This window comes from Streptomyces sp. MBT65 (genome assembly GCF_016612545.1).
In the GTDB taxonomy this organism is placed as follows: Bacteria; Actinomycetota; Actinomycetes; order Streptomycetales; family Streptomycetaceae; genus Streptomyces.
This window is the reverse complement of sequence record NZ_JAENRY010000159.1, coordinates 1-17,630: the sequence shown is the minus strand read 5'-3', so window position 1 is coordinate 17,630 and position 17,630 is coordinate 1. Positions and strand designations below refer to the sequence as shown.

Below are 17,630 nucleotides of genomic sequence, written 5' to 3'. Positions count from 1 at the left end.
GGGTTTGTGCGGTGCGAGGTCGGGTGCGGATGGCGCCTCTGGGGCGAATTCGCTGTCGGTGGCCGGGGGTTTGTGCGGTGCGAGGTCGGGTGCGGGTGGCGCCTCTGCGGTGAACTCGTCGGCGGTGGCCGCGAGTTCCAGCGGATACTGCGGGGTGTTCGCGTCGGCCGCGGTCGGGCGGTCGGGGTGGGGGTTCATGGTTGTACCTCGTCCTTGTCCGCCGCCAGTACGTACTCCCGTTGATCCCGCCGCACGGCACCCGCGCCCCACTTGCCGCCCTCCCCCGGAACCAACAACTCCGCGATGTCCAGCACATGGTGGCCCGCCATCGCCGGCAGACAGCTCCCCCGTGCCGGGCCGATCGCCGAGGCCCAGTCGGTGGGGATGGAGGAGGCGCCCCGGGTCGCTCCCGCCAGCGCGCCCGCCACCGCCGCCGTCGTGTCCGCGTCGCGGCCCATGTTGACCGCCGTGAGGACCGACTCGACGAAGTCGCCGTCCGCCGCCGCGTACGCGCCGAAGGCGAGGGCGACGGCCTCGGGGGCCAGGTCGGTCCAGGGGTAGCCGCCGATGACGACCGCGGAGCGGACCGCGCGTTCGCCCCGGTGGGCGACCGCCACCGCTCGGCGCAGGGAGCGGGCCGTCCAGGAGTCGTCCGGGACCACCGCCAGGGCCGATGCGACCACCGCGATCGTCGGCGCTCCCGCCATCGCCGCCGCCACACCCGCCGCGACCGCCTGGCCGCCGTAGATGCCCTCGCCGTCGTGGCTCACCGAACCGTCGATCGCGACCAGCCGGGCCGCCTCCGCCGGGCGGCCCGCCGCGAAGACACCGAAGGGGGCCGCGCGCATGGCCAGGCCGTCGCTCCAGGCGTGGCGGTGCTGGGCGGAGATGGGGGCGGCCAGGCCCCGGCGGAGGTTCTCCAGGGTGCCGCGTTCGCTGAAGCCCGCGCCCCGGAACGGGCCCTCGTCCCGGTCCGCGATCCACTCGTGCCAGGCCGCCTCCACATGGGAGGGGGTCAGGGCCGATCCGTGGCGGGCGAGGAGCAGGCCGGAGAAGATCGCGTACTCCGTGTCGTCCGTGCCCGCCGGGTGCTCCGCCACGTATCCCTCGATACGGCCCCAACGGGCGCGGATCTCGGACGGCTTCATGTTCTCCGCCGGTGCGCCCAGGGCGTCCCCGACCGCCAGGCCGAGCAGCGCGCCGCGTGCCCGCTCGCGGAGTTCGGAGGCGTTCTTGGGCGCCGGGACCGGGGGAATGCAGGCGATCGATGCCATACGCGCGACCTCTCCTACGGGGTTCCCTCAGGGCGCCTCAGGGCGCGGAACCCTTTGCTGATGTCTCCCACGGGAGGCCTTCGGCAGGGCCTGACCCAGTGCAACATCACCCGGTCGACATCTGATGAGCTATCGGCTCGGATGAGCGTTCGAGGGTAAACCCGCAGGTTAGCCCAGCCTTTCCTTGCTGGTGGGCATGAAATGAAAGGCGTATGTTCGGTGTTGTCGAAGAGTGGAACGTGTCTAAACTTAGCCTTACCTTAGCCCCTGGGGGATCACCGCATGGCCATCATCGAGACCGAGGCGACGCTCCACGAGGCGCACCGCGACAACCACACCCACCGGGATGTGAGCGGCGGCTGGCTGCGCCCCGCGGTGTTCGGCGCCATGGACGGTCTCGTCTCCAACCTCGCCCTGATGACCGGTGTCGTCGGCGGTGCCGTCAGTCATCAGACCGTCGTGATCACCGGGCTGGCCGGGCTCGCCGCCGGTGCCTTCTCCATGGCGGCCGGCGAGTACACCTCCGTCGCCTCCCAGCGCGAGCTGGTCGAGGCCGAACTCGACGTCGAGCGCCGGGAGTTGCGCAAGCACCCGGAGGACGAGGAAGGGGAGCTCGCCGCGCTGTACGAGAGCCGCGGGGTCGAGGCCGCGCTCGCCCGCGAGGTCGCCCGGCAGCTCTCGCGCGATCCCGAGCAGGCCCTGGAGATACACGCCCGGGAGGAGTTGGGGATCGACCCGACCGATCTGCCCTCGCCGCTCGTCGCCGCCGTGTCGTCCTTCGGCGCGTTCGCGCTGGGCGCGCTGCTTCCCGTGCTGCCGTTCCTGCTCGGGGCGACCGCGCTGTGGCCCGCCCTGCTGCTCGCGCTGGTCGGGCTCTTCGGGTGCGGTGCGGTGGTGGCCCGGGTGACCGCGCGGACCTGGTGGTTCAGCGGGCTGCGGCAGCTCGCGCTGGGCGGTGCGGCGGCCGGTGTGACGTACGCCCTGGGCACCTTGTTCGGAACGGTCGTAGGATAGCTCGACGCGCACTTATGCGGTGGTCCGCATAAGTAGCCGTTACTCGCTGGTTTCGAACGCTTAACCACTGGGCATGAGCCGTAAGCGCTATGGGCAACGACGCCTGTGGCGCACCCGCGGGATGGGCGACGACGCTCCCTCTGCCCTGGACCGGCGGACATCGATCTGTCCGCTTTGGTCCCCTTAATCTTCACCGCTGGTGCGGTGCACCGCCGCCACCCCGCGGCGTCCGCATGTTGGAACGGAGTATCCGGTTCCCGAGAACCGTTCCATCATGTAACCTGCACGAAATTTTGCGCTTACCCGCAGAGGGCCAACGTCGTCCCTATGCCCATGCATATGCCACGACGACGACGGGAGAGCCGATGCGTACGCCGCGCCAGCCGTCCCAGCAGCCCACGAATGGCCAGAAGTGGTCCTTCATGGATGCTCGCCCTGCCGCGCAGGGTATGTACGACCCCCGCAACGAGCACGACGCCTGTGGCGTCGGCTTCGTGGCCACCCTCACCGGCGAGGCGAGCCACGCGCTGGTCGAGCAGGCGCTCACGGTGCTGCGCAACCTGGAGCACCGCGGTGCGACCGGTGCCGAGCCCGACTCGGGCGACGGCGCGGGCATCCTGTCCCAGGTGCCGGACGCCTTCTTCCGTGAGGTGGCCGGATTCGACCTCCCCGCCGCCGGCGGATACGCGGTCGGCATCGCCTTCCTGCCCCCGGACGGCGCGGACACCGCCGTCTCACAGATCGAGACGGTCGCCGCCGAAGAGGGCCTCACCGTCCTCGGCTGGCGTGAGGTTCCGACCGCGCCCGAACTCCTCGGCGCCACCGCCCGCTCCACCATGCCGCTCTTCCGGCAGGTCTTCGTGAGCGACGGCGAGACGCGGGGCATCGACCTCGACCGCAAGGCCTTCGCGCTGCGCAAGCGCGCCGAGCGGGAGGCCGGTGTCTACTTCCCGTCGCTCTCCGCGCGGACCATCGTCTACAAGGGCATGCTGACCACCGGCCAGCTGGAGCCCTTCTTCCCGGACCTGTCCGACCGGCGCTTCGCCTCCGCGATCTCGCTCGTGCACTCCCGGTTCTCCACGAACACCTTCCCGTCGTGGCCGCTCGCCCACCCGTACCGCTTCGTCGCGCACAACGGCGAGATCAACACGGTCAAGGGCAACCGCAACTGGATGGCGGCCCGCGAGTCCCAGATCGCCTCCGACCTCTTCGGCGACCAGGACAAGATCGACCGGATCTTCCCGATCTGCACGCCCGAGGCCTCCGACTCCGCGTCCTTCGACGAGGTGCTCGAACTCCTCCACCTCGGCGGGCGGTCGCTGCCGCACTCCGTGCTGATGATGATCCCGGAGGCGTGGGAGAACCACGACTCCATGGACCCGGCCCGCCGCGCCTTCTACCAGTTCCACGCCACGATGATGGAGCCCTGGGACGGCCCGGCCTGTGTCACCTTCACCGACGGCACCCAGGTCGGCGCGGTCCTCGACCGCAACGGCCTGCGCCCCGGCCGCTACTGGGTCACCGACGAGGGCCTCGTCGTCCTCGGCTCCGAGGTCGGCGTCCTCGACATCGACCCCGCGAAGGTCGTCCGCAAGGGCCGCCTCCAGCCCGGCCGCATGTTCCTCGTGGACACCGCCGAGCACCGCATCATCGAGGACGACGAGATCAAGGCCGGCCTCGCCGCCGAGAAGCCGTACGCCGACTGGCTCGAAGCCGGCGAGATCGAGCTGTCCGACCTGCCCGAGCGTGAGCACATCGTGCACACGCACGCCTCGGTCACCCGCCGCCAGCAGACCTTCGGCTACACCGAGGAAGAGCTGCGCGTCATCCTCGCGCCGATGGCCAAGGCCGGTGCCGAGCCGATCGGTTCGATGGGCACCGACTCGCCGATCGCCGCGCTCTCCGCCCGCCCGCGCCTGCTCTTCGACTACTTCACCCAGCTGTTCGCGCAGGTCACCAACCCGCCGCTGGACGCGATCAGGGAAGAGCTCGTGACCTCCCTGCGCTCGTCGCTCGGCCCGGCGAGCAACCTGCTGGAGCCGACGGCCGCGTCCTGTCGTAGCGTCACCCTGCCCTTCCCGGTGATCGACAACGACGAGCTGGCCAAGCTCATCCACATCAACGCCGACGGCGACATGCCCGGCATGAAGGCCGCGACCCTCTCCGGCCTGTACCGGGTCTCCGGCGGCGGCGACGCCCTCGCGGCCCGCCTCGCCGAGATCTGCACCGAGGCCGACGCCGCGATCGAGAACGGCGCCCGGCTGATCGTCCTCTCGGACCGGCACTCCGACGCCGAGCACGCGCCGATCCCCTCGCTGCTGCTCACCGCCGCCGTCCACCACCACCTCATCCGCACCAAGCAGCGCACCCAGGTGGGCCTGCTGGTGGAGGCCGGCGACGTCCGCGAGGTCCACCACGTCGCGCTGCTCATCGGCTTCGGCGCCGCGGCCGTCAACCCGTACCTGGCGATGGAGTCCGTCGAGGACCTCGTCCGCGCGGGCACCTTCCTCACCGACATCGAGGCCGAGCAGGCCATCCGCAACCTGATCTACGCGCTCGGCAAGGGCGTCCTCAAGGTCATGTCCAAGATGGGCATCTCGACGGTCGCCTCCTACCGGGGCGCCCAGGTCTTCGAAGCGGTCGGCCTCGACGAGCAGTTCGTCAACAGCTACTTCAGCGGTACGGCCACCAAGATCGGCGGCGTCGGCATCGACGTCATCGCCAAGGAGGTCGCCGCCCGCCACGCCAAGGCGTACCCGGCGAGCGGCATCGCGCCCGCGCACCGCGCCCTCGACATAGGCGGCGAGTACCAGTGGCGCCGCGAGGGCGAACCGCACCTGTTCGACCCGGAGACGGTCTTCCGCCTCCAGCACTCCACGCGCACCAACCGCTACGACATCTTCAAGAAGTACACGGACCGCGTGAACGAGCAGTCCGAGCGGCTGATGACCCTGCGCGGCCTCTTCGGCTTCAAGTCGGACCGGCCCTCGATCTCTATCGACGAGGTCGAGCCCGTCTCCGAGATCGTCAAGCGCTTCTCCACCGGCGCCATGTCGTACGGCTCCATCTCCCTGGAGGCGCACGAGACGCTCGCCATCGCCATGAACCAGCTGGGCGCCAAGTCCAACACCGGTGAGGGCGGCGAGGACGCGGACCGGCTCTACGACCCGGCCCGGCGCAGCGCCATCAAGCAGGTCGCCTCCGGCCGCTTCGGCGTCACCTCCGAGTACCTGGTCAACGCGGACGACATCCAGATCAAGATGGCCCAGGGCGCCAAGCCCGGCGAGGGCGGGCAGCTGCCCGGCCACAAGGTCTACCCGTGGGTCGCGAAGACGCGTCACTCGACCCCCGGTGTCGGTCTGATCTCCCCGCCGCCGCACCACGACATCTACTCCATCGAGGACCTCGCCCAGCTCATCCACGACCTGAAGAACGCGAACCCGCAGGCGCGGATCCACGTCAAGCTGGTCTCGGAGGTCGGTGTCGGCACGGTCGCCGCGGGTGTCTCCAAGGCGCACGCGGACGTCGTCCTCATCTCCGGCCACGACGGCGGTACGGGCGCCTCGCCGCTCACGTCGCTCAAGCACGCCGGTGGGCCTTGGGAGTTGGGCCTCGCCGAGACCCAACAGACCTTGCTGCTCAACGGACTTCGCGACCGGATCGTCGTCCAGACCGACGGTCAGCTCAAGACCGGCCGTGACGTCGTCATCGCCGCGCTGCTCGGCGCCGAGGAGTTCGGTTTCGCGACCGCGCCGCTCGTCGTCTCCGGCTGCGTCATGATGCGCGTCTGCCACCTCGACACCTGCCCGGTCGGCATCGCCACCCAGAACCCGGTGCTGCGCGACCGGTTCGCCGGCAAGGCCGAATACGTCGTGAACTTCTTCCAGTTCATCGCCGAAGAGGTCCGCGAGATCCTCGCCGAGCTGGGCTTCCGCACCATCGAGGAAGCCGTCGGCCAGGCCGGCACGCTCGACGTCGAGCGCGCCGTCGACCACTGGAAGGCACAGGGCCTCGACCTGGCCCCCCTCTTCTACGTTCCCGAACTCCCCGAGGGCGCAGCCCTCCACCAGGTCATCCAGCAGGACCACGGTCTGCAGAAGGCGCTCGACAACGAGCTGATCAAGCTCGCCGCCGACGCCCTCGCCGCGTCCAGCGCCACCGACGCCCAGCCGGTCCGCGCGCAGGTCGCGATCCGCAACATCAACCGCACGGTCGGCACGATGCTCGGCCACGAGGTGACGAAGAAGTTCGGCGGGGCGGGCCTGCCCGACGACACCATCGACATCACCTTCACGGGCAGCGCGGGCCAGTCCTTCGGTGCCTTCCTCCCGCGCGGTGTCACGCTGCGCCTGGAGGGCGACGCCAACGACTATGTGGGCAAGGGCCTTTCGGGCGGCCGGGTCATCGTCCGCCCCGACCGGGGCGCCGACCACCTCGCCGAGTTCTCCACCATCGCGGGCAACACCATCGCGTACGGCGCGACCGGCGGCGAGCTGTTCCTGCGCGGCCGGACCGGTGAGCGGTTCTGTGTCCGCAACTCCGGTGCCACGGTGGTCTCCGAGGGCGTGGGCGACCATGGCTGCGAGTACATGACCGGCGGCCGGGCGGTCGTGCTCGGCGAGACCGGCCGCAACTTCGCGGCGGGCATGTCCGGCGGCATCGCCTACGTCATCGACCTGAACCCCGACAACGTGAACGTCGGAAACGCGGGCGCCGTCCAGGAGTTGGACGAGGACGACAAGCAGTGGCTGCACGACGTGGTGCGCCGCCACGCCGAGGAGACCGGTTCCACGGTCGCCGAGAAGCTGCTCGCCGAGTGGCCCGTCTCCGTGGACCGCTTCAGCAAGATCATCCCCAGTGCCTACAAGGCAGTGCTCGCCGCCAAGGACGCCGCCGAGCGAGCGGGTCTCTCCGAGACCGAGATCACCGAGAAGATGATGGAGGCGGCGATCAATGGCTGACCCGAAGGGCTTTCTGAACCACGGGCGCGAGGTCGCCAAGTCCCGCCCCGTGGACGTCCGGTTGAAGGACTGGAACGAGGTCTACGTCCCCGGTTCGCTGCTGCCGATCATCGGCAAGCAGGCCGGCCGGTGCATGGACTGCGGCATCCCGTTCTGCCACAACGGCTGTCCGCTGGGGAACCTGATCCCCGAGTGGAACGACTACGCCTACCGCGAGGACTGGACGGCCGCCTCCGAGCGTCTGCACGCGACGAACAACTTCCCCGAGTTCACCGGGCGGTTGTGCCCGGCTCCCTGCGAGTCGGCGTGCGTGCTGGGCATCAACCAGCCGCCGGTCACCATCAAGAACGTCGAGGTCTCCATCATCGACAAGGCCTGGGAGACGGGCGACGTCGCCCCGCAGGCCCCGGAGCGCCTCTCCGGCAAGACCGTCGCGGTCATCGGCTCGGGCCCGGCGGGCCTCGCCGCCGCCCAGCAGCTCACGCGGGCGGGCCACACGGTCGCGGTGTACGAGCGCGCGGACCGCATCGGCGGCCTCCTGCGCTACGGCATCCCCGAGTTCAAGATGGAGAAGCGGCACATCAACCGCCGTATCGAGCAGATGCGCGCGGAGGGCACCCGCTTCCGCACCGGCATCGAGATCGGCCGCGACCTCAAGGCCACCGACCTGCGCAAGCGCTACGACGCGGTCGTCATCGCCGCCGGCTCCACCACCGCGCGTGATCTCCCCGTCCCCGGACGGGAGTTGACCGGCGTCTACCAGGCGATGGAGTACCTGCCCCTCTCCAACAAGGTCCAGGAGGGCGACTACGTCACCGCCCCGATCTCGGCCGAGGGCAAGCACGTCGTCGTCATCGGCGGCGGCGACACCGGCGCGGACTGCGTCGGTACGGCGCACCGCCAAGGGGCCGCGTCCGTCACGCAGTTGGAGATCATGCCGCGCCCCGGCGACGAGCGGAACCCGGTCGCGCAGCCCTGGCCGACCTTCCCGATGCTCTACAAGGTGACCTCCGCGCACGAGGAGGGCGGTGAGCGGGTCTACTCCGTCAACACCACCCACTTCGAGGGCGACGAGGACGGCAACGTCCAGTGGCTGCACCTCGTCGAGGTCGAGTTCGTCGAGGGCAAGCTGACCCAGAAGCCGGGCACCGAGCGCCGGATCCCCGCCCAACTGGTCACGCTGGCCATGGGGTTCACCGGCCCGGACCGCGAGAACGGCCTGGTCGAGCAGTTCGCCCTGGGCCTCGACGAGCGCGGCAACATCGCCCGCGACGCCGACTTCCAGACCAACGTCCCCGGCGTCTTCGTCGCCGGTGACGCGGGCCGCGGCCAGTCCCTCATCGTCTGGGCGATCGCCGAGGGCCGCTCGGCCGCGCGCGGAGTCGACCGCTTCCTCACCGGCGCCAGCGAACTGCCGGCACCGATCCGGCCGACGGACCGTGCGTTGATGGTCTGACGGCACCAAATAACGAGGGGAATCCCCTCCACAGACGTCCCGCACAATGGCGTGCGGAACAGAGCGCGGCGCCTGCTCAGTCCCCGACCGGACCGGCAGGCGCCGTGGTGCGTCCGAGCACCCGACGGACGGAGTCCGGCGCAGCCTTGCGAAGCTGGGAGGCCCCTTGCGGCCGAGCAGTGCGAGGAAGGCGTTGAAAAGGGGTCGGCGCCTGCCTTGTCCCCGACCGGACGTGGGCAGGCGCCGCCGCATGTCCAGGCTCAAGTCCCGGACTCTTACGGCACCTTGTACGTCTCCCCGTACACCTTCCACACCAACGGCGTCCGCAGGCTCAGGTTCCCCTCCTCCAGGAACTTCCGCTGGGCCGTGTCGATACGGGAGGTGTCGATGCCGGGATGCTTGGCCCGCATCGTGGCGCGCCGGACATCGAGGAAGGCGTTCAAGTAGGCCTCCTCGGAGCCGCCCTGGGCCGGGGGCTCGGCCCGTTGCGTCGCGCGCTCCCGGATGCCGTAGAAGCCGTCCGTGCCCGGGCCGTGGAAGACCATCGCGTCGTAGTAGATGAACTGGCCCAGCGGGCCCAGGCCGTCGCGCTTGGCGGTGCTGACCGCCGGGTCGAAGTAGATGCGGTCGCGCTCCGCGTCCTGCGCCGCCTGGAAGGCGGGCACCTTCGCCTCGGCGCGCCAGGCGGCCGGGAAGCCGGGGTCCAGGCCCTGGTGGGAGTCCGTGCCGTCGACCCTGCGCAGGGCGGGGAGGTAGCGGGCGAGCCCGTTGTCGGGGTGGGCGGCTGTGTAGCGCTCGACCAGGACGAGCAGGTCGTGGGTGCCGGTGCAGAAGCCGATGATGCCCGCCGTGTAGCCCTGGCCGTCGCCGATGTCCTGCACATACCCGTACGCGCTGCGCCAGTTGAGGGTCGAGTTCTCGGCGCTGGCGACAAGCTTCTGCGCGAGGTTCTTCATGGCCGGCGCGGCCAGACCCTGGGCTGCTCTGCGTTGCGCGGCGGCGGACGGGTGTCCGGGCCGAGGGTCGTCGTGGGCCGTGGGTGAGGAGCCGTAGGCCGTCGCGGCGAGGACGACGGGTACGGCGGCGAGCATCAGGACGCCGGCGCGTTTCATGGGGCCAGCGTAGGGGCGGTTACGTCCGTTATTCCGGGGGTTGGGGGGACAATGTGCTCGCCGGACCTCCGTGGCGTAATCTCGGTCCTTTCGCCGTGATCCGAAGGGAGCCCCTGTGGCCGCGATCTCGCTCAGCAAGGTCGAGGAGACCGCGCCCGCGCTGGTCAGCCTGTACAAGAGCGCCGGGGTCTCGCTCCGCGAACACGGCCTGGACGGGCAGCGGGCCGCCGTCTATCTGGTGGTCGACTACTCGGGCTCCATGAAGCCGTACTACAAGGACGGCAGCGTGCAGGCGCTCGCCGACCGGGTGTTGGGCCTGTCCGCGCACCTGGACGACGACGGGACCGTGCCGGTCGTCTTCTTCTCGACCGACGTCGACGCCGTCACTGACATCGCCCTCGACAGCCATCAGGGGCGGATCGAGCGGATCGTCGCCGGACTCGGGCACATGGGCAAGACCAGCTACCACCTCGCCATGGACGCCGTCATCGACCACTACCTCGACAGCGGCGCCAAGGACCCCGCCCTCGTCGTCTTCCAGACCGACGGCGGCCCGATCAACAAGCTCGCCGCGGAACGGTATGTGTGCAAGGCGGCGAAGCTCCCGCTGTTCTGGCAGTTCGTCGGGTTCGGCGACGCGAAGAGCAAGCAGTTCGAATTCCTGCGCAGACTGGACGAGTTGGCGGTGCCGCGGCAGCGGGCGGTCGACAACGCGGGCTTCTTCCACGCCGGTTCGGACCCGCTGAGGATGTCCGACACGGAGCTCTACGACCGGCTGGTGGGCGAGTTCCCGCAGTGGCTGTCGGCGGCGCGTGAGCGGGGGATCGTCCAGTGACCCGCTCCCTGCCCGCCGCGTCCCGAACTCCCGTGCCCTGGAAGAACGGTGGCGGTGTGACCCGGGAGATCGCCGCCTGGCCCGAGGGCGCCGGCATGGACGACTTCGCCTGGCGGGTGAGCCTCGCCGAGGTCGCGGCGGACGGGCCGTTCTCGGCCTTTCCCGACGTCGACCGGACCCTCACCCTCGTCGAGGGCGCGGGCATGGACCTCACCGTCGACGGCACCCGGCACCTCGTCGACACCCCTTACGTCCCACGGGACTTCAGAGGCGACGTACCGACCGACTGCCGACTGCTGGACGGCCCCGTCGTCAACCTCAACGTGATGTGGCGCAGGGCAGCCGGTGCCACGACCCCCACGGTGGCCGTCGTGCGCGGGCGGCTGCGGGTGGGGGCCGATGCCCTGGTGGTGGCGCTGGACGGGACCGCCGAGGTGGCCGGAGTGACCCTCCAGCCGTACGACGCCGTCCAGTTGGGCGGTACGGAGGCGCTGCTGCACGCGTACGGCCGAACGGCGGTGATCGGGATCGGCGGGCCGGTACCGGCTGCTGACGCACCGTTGGCTTAACCGGTCCACCGTGGCACCCTGTCGGTGAACCGACGGGGAGGGCGGCCCACGCATGGACGGCGCACGATCGGTGAACGGAGCGGCGGATCCCGCACGTTCGGTGAACGGCTCGGTGAACGGTGGCCGTTCGGCCAACGGGTCGGTGGACGCCGGGCGGCGCCCCGAGGCCGGCAAAGGGGAGAAGCTCGCCGACTGGGCGGACGGACGCCTCGGGCTCTACGCGATCGCCAAGTCCAACATGCGCAAGGTCTTCCCGGACCACTGGTCCTTCATGCTGGGCGAGATCTGCCTCTACAGCTTCCTCGTCCTGATCCTCACCGGCATCTACCTCACCCTGTTCTTCGAGCCGAGCGGCGTCGAGGTCATCTACCACGGTTCGTACACGCCGTTGAACGGCATCCCGATGACCAGGGCCTTCGAGTCCACGCTCGACATCAGCTTCGACGTGCGCGGCGGGCTGCTGATCCGGCAGATCCACCACTGGGCGGCCGTCGTCTTCATCGCGGGCATGCTCATCCACATGATGCGGGTGTTCTTCACCGGCGCGTTCCGCAAGCCGCGCGAGATGAACTGGGTGTTCGGCTGGACCCTGTTGTTCCTCGGCATCCTCACCGGGCTGACCGGCTACTCGCTCCCCGACGACCTGCTGTCCGGCACCGGCATCCGCTTCGCGGACGGCGCGATGCTGTCCGTGCCGATCGTCGGCACCTACATGTCGATGTTCCTGTTCGGCGGGGAGTTCCCGGGGCACGACATCATCTCGCGGCTCTTCCCGATCCATGTCCTGCTGCTGCCGGGCATCATGCTGGGCCTGGTGGTCGCGCACCTGATCCTGGTCTTCTACCACAAGCACACGCAGTACCCCGGCGCCGGACGCGACGAGAAGAGCGTGGTCGGCAGCCCGTTCCTGCCCGTCTACACCGCCAAGGCGGGCGGCTTCTTCTTCCTCGTCTTCGGCGTCCTCGCGATCATGGGCGGGATCGCCAGCATCAACCCCGTGTGGGCCTTCGGACCGTACCGGCCGGACCTGGTGACGACCGGCGCCCAGCCCGACTGGTATCTCGGCTTCTCCGAGGGACTGGTCCGGGTGATGCCGGGATGGGAGATCAACGCCTGGGGCCACACACTGGAGTTGGGCGTCTTCATCCCCTTCACGCTCTTCCCGCTGATCCTGATCGCCCTCGGCGTCTACCCGTTCATCGAGGCCTGGATCACCGGCGACAAACGCGAACACCACATCCTGGACCGGCCGCGCAACATGCCCGTGCGCACCGGACTCGGGGTGGCCTGGCTCAGCCTGTACGGGGTGCTGCTGATCGGCGGCGGCAACGACGTGGTGGCCACGCATCTGCATCTCTCCATCAACGCGATCACCTGGTTCGTGCGGATCTCCTTCTTCGTCATGCCGGTCCTCGCGTTCCTGGTCACCAAACGCGTCTGCCTCGGGCTCCAACGCCGGGACCGGGACAAGGTGTTGCACGGCCGGGAAACCGGCCTCATCAAGATGCTGCCGCACGGCGAGTACATCGAGGTCCACGAACCCCTCGCGTCCGACGAGCGGTTCAGGCTCACCCAGCACGAGCAGGAACCGCCCTACGCGATCGGACCGCTCGTCGACGCGAACGGTGTCGAGCGGCAGGTCAAGGGCGGGCAGCGGGTGCGGGCCCGGCTCGCCAAGGCGATGTTCGGGCCCGAGACCCACATCCCGAAGCCGACGGCGGAGGAGTACAAGGAACTCACGAGCGGCGACCACCACCACTGAGCCCGTCGAGCACGGCGGCCCGGCACTCACCCGGGTCGCCCCAAGCGCCGTGCAGGGCACGGGCCTTGGTCAGCCACAGCGACAGGTCGTACTCGGCGGTGTAGCCGATCGCCCCGTGCAGTTGCAGCGCCGTCCGGGCCGCCTTGTACGCCGCCTCGCACGCCGTGACCTTCGCGGCGGCCACGTCGGACTCCGTCATGGTGAGCGCGGCGCCGAAGACCAGGGGCCGCGCGAACTCCAACGCAAGCTTGGCGTCCGCGAGTTGATGCTTGACGGCCTGGAACGAGCCGACCGCGACACCGAATTGGGTGCGCTGCTTGACGTATGCCACCGTCCGGTCGAGCAACGCGAGCCCCACACCGAGCGCCTGCGCGGCGGTGGCGAGCCGGGCCCAGCTGAGAGCGTGCGCCAACGGCGGCTCCGCGGTGAGGAGTTCACCGCCGGGGAGGAGACGGGTGAGACGACGGGCCGGGTCGAGGGACGCGCGTACCGGTCCGTCGGGTCCGGGAGCCAGCCGCAGCCCGTCGCCGTCCCAGCTCAGACGGGTCGTCGCCACGTCACCGTCCAGCGCGTACGCTCCCGCGGGCGCCGCCGTGGCCAGTGCCTCGCCCGATGCCAGCGTGGGCAACAGGCGCTTGGCGAGCCCGGGTTCGGTCAGCAGCGCCGCCGCCGCGACCGTCTCCACCAGCGGCCCCGGAACCGCGTGCCGCCCCAACTCCACGAACGCCACGGCGAGTTCGACCGGCCGGGGGCCGAGTCCCTCGTACGCCTCGGGCACCGCCAGCGCGAACACCCCGGCGTCCGCGACACGGCGCCACAACGCACGCCCCCGCGCATGCTCGCCACGACTCCACTCCCGTACGACCGACGGCGTGTCCGCGGCCGTCAGCATCGCGTTCAACGAGTCGGCGAACGCCCGCTGTTCGGGGTCGAGGAGGAAGCGCATCAGCGGCGTCCCTTCGGCAGGCCGAGCAGCCGCTCGGCGACGATGTCGCGCTGGATCTCGTTCGTACCGGCGTAGATGGGTCCCGCGAGGGAGAACACATAGCCCTCGGCCCAGTCCGAGTCCGCCGACTCGCCGTCGGAGCCCAGCAGTTCGAGAGCCGTCTCGTGCAGGGCGATGTCGTACTCGGACCAGAAGACCTTGTTCAGGCTGGACTCCGGGCCGATGGACTCGCCGTCGAGGAAGCGGGAGGCGTTGGCGTAGGTGAAGAGCTGGTAGGCGCGGGCGCCGATCACCGCGTCCGCCACCCGGTCGCGCAGCGCCTCCGAACTGCCCTGCTCCCGCCAGAGGTCGACCAGGCGGTCGGCGGCGGCGAGGAAGCGGCCGGGGGAGCGGAGGGTGAGCCCGCGTTCGTTGCCCGCGGTCGACATGGCGACCCGCCAGCCCTGGCCCGGCTCGCCGATCACGTCCTCGTCGGGGACGAAGACGTCGTCCAGGAAGAGTTCGGCGAAGGCGGGCTTGCCGTCGAGGCGGCCGATCGGACGGACCGTGACGCCGGGGGAGCGGAGGTCGAACATCAGGTAGGTCAGGCCCTGTTGGGGCCTGGGGGTGTCCGGCTCGCTGCGGAACAGGCCGAACGCACGGTCCGCGAAGGCCGCCCGCGACGACCACGTCTTCTGTCCGCTCAGCAGCCAGCCCCCGCCCGTGCGCACCGCCCGTGAGGTGAGTGAGGCCAGGTCCGAACCCGCCTCCGGCTCCGACCACGCCTGCGCCCACACCACCGCACCGGTCGCCATCTCCGGCAGTACCCGCGCGCGTTGCTCCCGTGTGCCGTGGTCGAAGAGGGTCGGGGCGAGGAGATTGATGCCGTTCTGACCGACCCGGCCCGGCGCGCCCGCCGCGTAGTACTCCTCTTCGAAGACCAGCCACCGTACGAGATCCACGCCCCGGCCGCCGTACTCCTCGGGCCAGGACACCACCGACCAACGGTCGGTGGCCAGTTGAGCCTCCCAGGCGCGGTGCGCGGCGAAGCCCTCCTCGGTCTCCAGGGAAGGGAGCGGAGAGGCCGGCACATGCGCGCGCAGCCAGGCGCGGGCCTCGGCGCGGAAGGCCTCCTGGCCGGGCGTGAAGTCGAGGTCCATCGACGGCGGTTCCTCCCCGGGAATCCTTCCCTAACAAGTGTTTGGTAGGTTAGCGTGAGCGTATGACAGGCGTCGAGACTCCGGCATACGTCCCCGGGCACGGGCTGCTGACGGGACGCACCGCCGTCGTCACCGCAGCCGCCGGCGCGGGCATCGGCGGGGCCACCGCGCGCCGCTTCCTTGAGGAGGGCGCCCGCGTGTTCATCAGCGACGCGCACACGCGGCGGCTGAAGGAGTACGAGGCCGAGCTGGCCGGGGAGTTCGGGGCCGAGGCCGTGGGTGCGCTGCCGTGCGACGTCACCGACGAGGCACAGGTGCAGGCCCTGTTCGACGCGGCCGTCGCCGCGCACGGGCGACTGGACGTCGTCGTCAACAACGCGGGCCTGGGCGGCACTTCGGACCTCGTCGACATGACCGACGAACAGTGGTCGAAGGTGCTGGACGTGACCTTGAACGGCACCTTCCGCTGCACCCGGGCCGCCCTGCGCGCGATGCGCGGGACCGGCGGCGGCGTGATCGTCAACAACGCCTCCGTCGTCGGCTGGCGCGCCCAGGCCGGACAGGCGCACTACGCGGCGGCCAAGGCGGGCGTGATGGCCCTGACCCGGTGCGCTGCGATCGAGGCCGCCGCATACGGGGTGCGGATCAACGCGGTCTCGCCGAGCCTCGCCATGCACCCGCACCTCGTGAAGGTGACGACGCCCGAACTGCTGGCGGACCTCACCGCGCGCGAGGCCTTCGGGCGGTACGCGGAGCCCTGGGAGGTGGCCAACGTGATCGTGTTCCTGGCCTCGGACTACTCCTCGTACATGACCGGCGAGGTCGTCTCCGTGAGCAGCCAGCATGCGTAGCCGCGCGAGCGTGTGGCCGAGGGGCCGCACGGAAGGCCGGGGCCGGGGCACGACAATGGGTCCGTGCCGACCAAGAAGAAACCCCCGGTGACCGCCGCTCCGGCCCGCCGTCGTGAACTCCTCGACACGGCGGCCGAGGTCTTCGCCGAGCAGGGGTACAACGCCACGACCGTACGGAAGATCGCCGACCACGCGGGCATGCTCGCGGGCAGCCTCTACTACCACTTCGACTCCAAGGAATCGATGCTGGAGGAGATCCTGCGGACCTTCCTCGACGAGCTGTGGAGCGGCTACGACACCGTCCTGGACGCCGAGTCGGGGCCGCGCGAGACGCTGGAAGCCCTGGTCACCGAGTCGTTCCGGGAGATCGACCGGCACCGCGCAGCCGTCGCGATCTACCAGAAGGAGAGCAGGCAACTCGTCGTGCAGGAGCGGTTCGCGTTCCTCGCCGAGTCGCAGCGCAAGTTCGAGAAGGCATGGCTGTCCACGCTGGAGCGCGGGGTCGCCGCCCGGGTCTTCCGCGCCGACCTCGACGTCCGGCTCACCTACCGGTTCGTCCGGGACACGGTGTGGGTCGCCGCGTCCTGGTACCGGCCGGGCGGACAGCACAGCGCGGAGGAGATCGCCCGGCAGTACCTGTCGATGGTCCTGGACGGGATCGCCGTACGCACGTAACTCACTGGTCTGTATGGGGAGTTGACATGGCCGAGGCCTACATCGTCGAAGCGGTACGGACGCCCGTCGGGCGGCGCCGGGGAGGGCTCAGCGGGGTGCATCCCGCCGACCTCGGGGCGCATGTGCTGAAGGCGCTGGTGGTGCGCGCGGGGATCGATCCCGCCGCCGTCGAGGACGTCGTCTTCGGGTGCCTGGACGCGGTCGGGCCGCAGGCCGGGGACATCGCGCGGACCGCCTGGCTGGCCGCCGGGCTCCCCGAGGAGGTGCCGGGCGTGACGGTGGACCGGCAGTGCGGGTCCTCGCAGCAGGCCGTGCACTTCGCGGCCCAGGGCGTGCTCTCCGGCACCCAGGACCTGGTCGTCGCGGGCGGCGTCCAGAACATGTCACTCATCCCCATCGCCTTCGCCTCCCGCCAGGCCGCCGAACCGCTCGGCCTCACGGACGGCCCCTTCGCGGGCAGCGAGGGCTGGCGCGCGCGGTACGGCACACAGCCGGTGAACCAGTTCGCCGGCGCCGAGATGATCGCCGCGAAATGGGGGATCAGCAGGCAGGACCAGGAGGAGTTCGCCCTCCGCTCCCACCGGCGGGCCCTGCGCGCCATCGACGAGGGCCACTTCGAACGGGAGACCGTTGCCTACGGCGCGGTCGCGATCGACGAAGGCCCGCGCCGGGACACCTCACTGGAGAAGATGGCCGGCCTGAAACCGGTCGTCGACGGCGGCACCATCACCGCCGCCTGCTCCTCCCAGGTCTCCGACGGCGCGGCGGCGATGCTGCTCGCCTCCGAACGGGCCGTACGCGAGCACGGGTTGACGCCCCGCGCCCGTATCCACCACCTCTCCGTGCGCGGCGAGGACCCGATCCGCATGCTCTCGGCGCCCATCCCGGCCACCGCCCACGCCCTGAAGAAGACCGGCCTGACCATCGACGCCATCGACCTCGTCGAGATCAACGAGGCCTTCGCCCCCGTCGTCCTCGCCTGGCTGAAGGAGACCGGCGCCGACCCCGACAAGGTCAACGTCAACGGCGGCGCGAT

General features: G+C 70.4%; 13 protein-coding genes and 1 pseudogene. 9 read left to right on the top strand and 5 right to left on the bottom strand.

Features of this window, described 5'->3' with window-relative positions; genetic code table 11:
* Positions 1 to 198 (bottom strand): annotated as a pseudogene (locus tag JHN63_RS31010) (hypothetical protein); the annotation flags it as partial.
* Positions 195 to 1,274, bottom strand: coding sequence for an ADP-ribosylglycohydrolase family protein (locus JHN63_RS31005; protein ID WP_200686848.1), 1,080 nt, complete (start codon positions 1,272 to 1,274; stop codon positions 195 to 197). The gene JHN63_RS31005 and the pseudogene JHN63_RS31010, both read right to left, overlap by 4 nt.
* A gap of 282 nt (positions 1,275 to 1,556) precedes the next feature.
* On the opposite strand from JHN63_RS31005, the gene JHN63_RS31000 reads away from it, so the two are divergent.
* The 3 genes from JHN63_RS31000 (at position 1,557) to JHN63_RS30990 (ending at position 8,705) form a co-directional block, all read left to right on the top strand.
* Positions 1,557 to 2,288, top strand: a complete 732-nt coding sequence (locus JHN63_RS31000) for a VIT1/CCC1 transporter family protein (protein ID WP_200686846.1) — start codon at positions 1,557 to 1,559, stop codon at positions 2,286 to 2,288.
* A gap of 365 nt (positions 2,289 to 2,653) precedes the next feature.
* On the top strand, positions 2,654 to 7,249 hold the full coding sequence (gene gltB, locus JHN63_RS30995; RefSeq protein WP_200686844.1) for a glutamate synthase large subunit: 4,596 nt from the start codon (positions 2,654 to 2,656) through the stop codon (positions 7,247 to 7,249).
* Positions 7,242 to 8,705: a glutamate synthase subunit beta gene (locus JHN63_RS30990; RefSeq protein WP_200686842.1), complete on the top strand. Its 1,464-nt coding sequence runs from the start codon at positions 7,242 to 7,244 to the stop codon at positions 8,703 to 8,705. Before gltB ends, JHN63_RS30990 begins: the two co-directional genes overlap by 8 nt.
* A 275-nt stretch (positions 8,706 to 8,980) precedes the next feature.
* Here JHN63_RS30990 and JHN63_RS30985 read toward each other — a convergent pair whose 3' ends face one another.
* On the bottom strand, positions 8,981 to 9,817 hold the full coding sequence (locus JHN63_RS30985; RefSeq protein WP_200686840.1) for a chitosanase: 837 nt from the start codon (positions 9,815 to 9,817) through the stop codon (positions 8,981 to 8,983).
* 115 nt (positions 9,818 to 9,932) lie between these two features.
* On the opposite strand from JHN63_RS30985, the gene JHN63_RS30980 reads away from it, so the two are divergent.
* Genes JHN63_RS30980 through JHN63_RS30970 form a run of 3 tightly spaced genes read left to right on the top strand, consistent with a single transcriptional unit; the run spans position 9,933 to position 12,983 of the window.
* Positions 9,933 to 10,652 (top strand): VWA domain-containing protein, encoded by a 720-nt coding sequence (locus JHN63_RS30980; protein ID WP_200686838.1) that lies wholly within the window; start codon positions 9,933 to 9,935, stop codon positions 10,650 to 10,652.
* Complete coding sequence (locus JHN63_RS30975; RefSeq protein ID WP_200686836.1) at positions 10,649 to 11,221, top strand: HutD family protein; 573 nt, start codon at positions 10,649 to 10,651, stop codon at positions 11,219 to 11,221. The genes JHN63_RS30980 and JHN63_RS30975 overlap by 4 nt, the downstream gene beginning before the upstream one ends.
* Positions 11,222 to 11,273: 52 nt before the next feature.
* Complete coding sequence (locus tag JHN63_RS30970; protein ID WP_234477983.1) at positions 11,274 to 12,983, top strand: cytochrome bc complex cytochrome b subunit; 1,710 nt, start codon at positions 11,274 to 11,276, stop codon at positions 12,981 to 12,983.
* On the opposite strand, the gene JHN63_RS30965 is transcribed toward JHN63_RS30970, so the two are convergent.
* On the bottom strand, positions 12,958 to 13,929 hold the full coding sequence (locus JHN63_RS30965; RefSeq protein WP_200686834.1) for an acyl-CoA dehydrogenase family protein: 972 nt from the start codon (positions 13,927 to 13,929) through the stop codon (positions 12,958 to 12,960). The two genes, JHN63_RS30970 and JHN63_RS30965, sit on opposite strands and share 26 nt — an antisense overlap.
* A complete protein-coding gene (locus JHN63_RS30960) occupies positions 13,929 to 15,068 on the bottom strand; it encodes an acyl-CoA dehydrogenase family protein (protein WP_200686832.1) in 1,140 nt (379 codons plus the stop codon). The genes JHN63_RS30965 and JHN63_RS30960 overlap by 1 nt, the downstream gene beginning before the upstream one ends.
* A 62-nt stretch (positions 15,069 to 15,130) precedes the next feature.
* Between JHN63_RS30960 and JHN63_RS30955 the strand changes: the two genes are divergently transcribed.
* The 3 genes from JHN63_RS30955 to JHN63_RS30945 all read left to right on the top strand — a co-directional run.
* A complete protein-coding gene (locus tag JHN63_RS30955) occupies positions 15,131 to 15,919 on the top strand; it encodes an SDR family oxidoreductase (RefSeq protein WP_200686830.1) in 789 nt (262 codons plus the stop codon).
* Between the two features lie 63 nt (positions 15,920 to 15,982).
* A complete protein-coding gene (locus tag JHN63_RS30950) occupies positions 15,983 to 16,594 on the top strand; it encodes a TetR/AcrR family transcriptional regulator (RefSeq protein ID WP_200686828.1) in 612 nt (203 codons plus the stop codon).
* Between the two features lie 26 nt (positions 16,595 to 16,620).
* The coding region (locus JHN63_RS30945) for an acetyl-CoA C-acyltransferase (RefSeq protein WP_200686826.1) at positions 16,621 to 17,630 on the top strand (1,010 nt) is incomplete at its 3' end.

Excerpts from the sequence above, each read along its gene's own strand:
- JHN63_RS31005 (WP_200686848.1), bottom strand. The coding sequence starts at position 1,274 with ATGGCATCGATCGCCTGCATTCCCCCGGTCCCGGCGCCCAAGAACGCC.
- JHN63_RS31000 (WP_200686846.1), top strand. The coding sequence starts at position 1,557 with ATGGCCATCATCGAGACCGAGGCGACGCTCCACGAGGCGCACCGCGAC.
- JHN63_RS30955 (WP_200686830.1), top strand. The coding sequence starts at position 15,131 with ATGACAGGCGTCGAGACTCCGGCATACGTCCCCGGGCACGGGCTGCTG.
- JHN63_RS30985 (WP_200686840.1), bottom strand. The coding sequence starts at position 9,817 with ATGAAACGCGCCGGCGTCCTGATGCTCGCCGCCGTACCCGTCGTCCTC.
- JHN63_RS30965 (WP_200686834.1), bottom strand. The coding sequence starts at position 13,929 with ATGCGCTTCCTCCTCGACCCCGAACAGCGGGCGTTCGCCGACTCGTTG.
- JHN63_RS30970 (WP_234477983.1), top strand. The coding sequence starts at position 11,274 with ATGGACGGCGCACGATCGGTGAACGGAGCGGCGGATCCCGCACGTTCG.
- gltB (WP_200686844.1), top strand. The coding sequence starts at position 2,654 with ATGCGTACGCCGCGCCAGCCGTCCCAGCAGCCCACGAATGGCCAGAAG.
- JHN63_RS30960 (WP_200686832.1), bottom strand. The coding sequence starts at position 15,068 with ATGGACCTCGACTTCACGCCCGGCCAGGAGGCCTTCCGCGCCGAGGCC.
- JHN63_RS30990 (WP_200686842.1), top strand. The coding sequence starts at position 7,242 with ATGGCTGACCCGAAGGGCTTTCTGAACCACGGGCGCGAGGTCGCCAAG.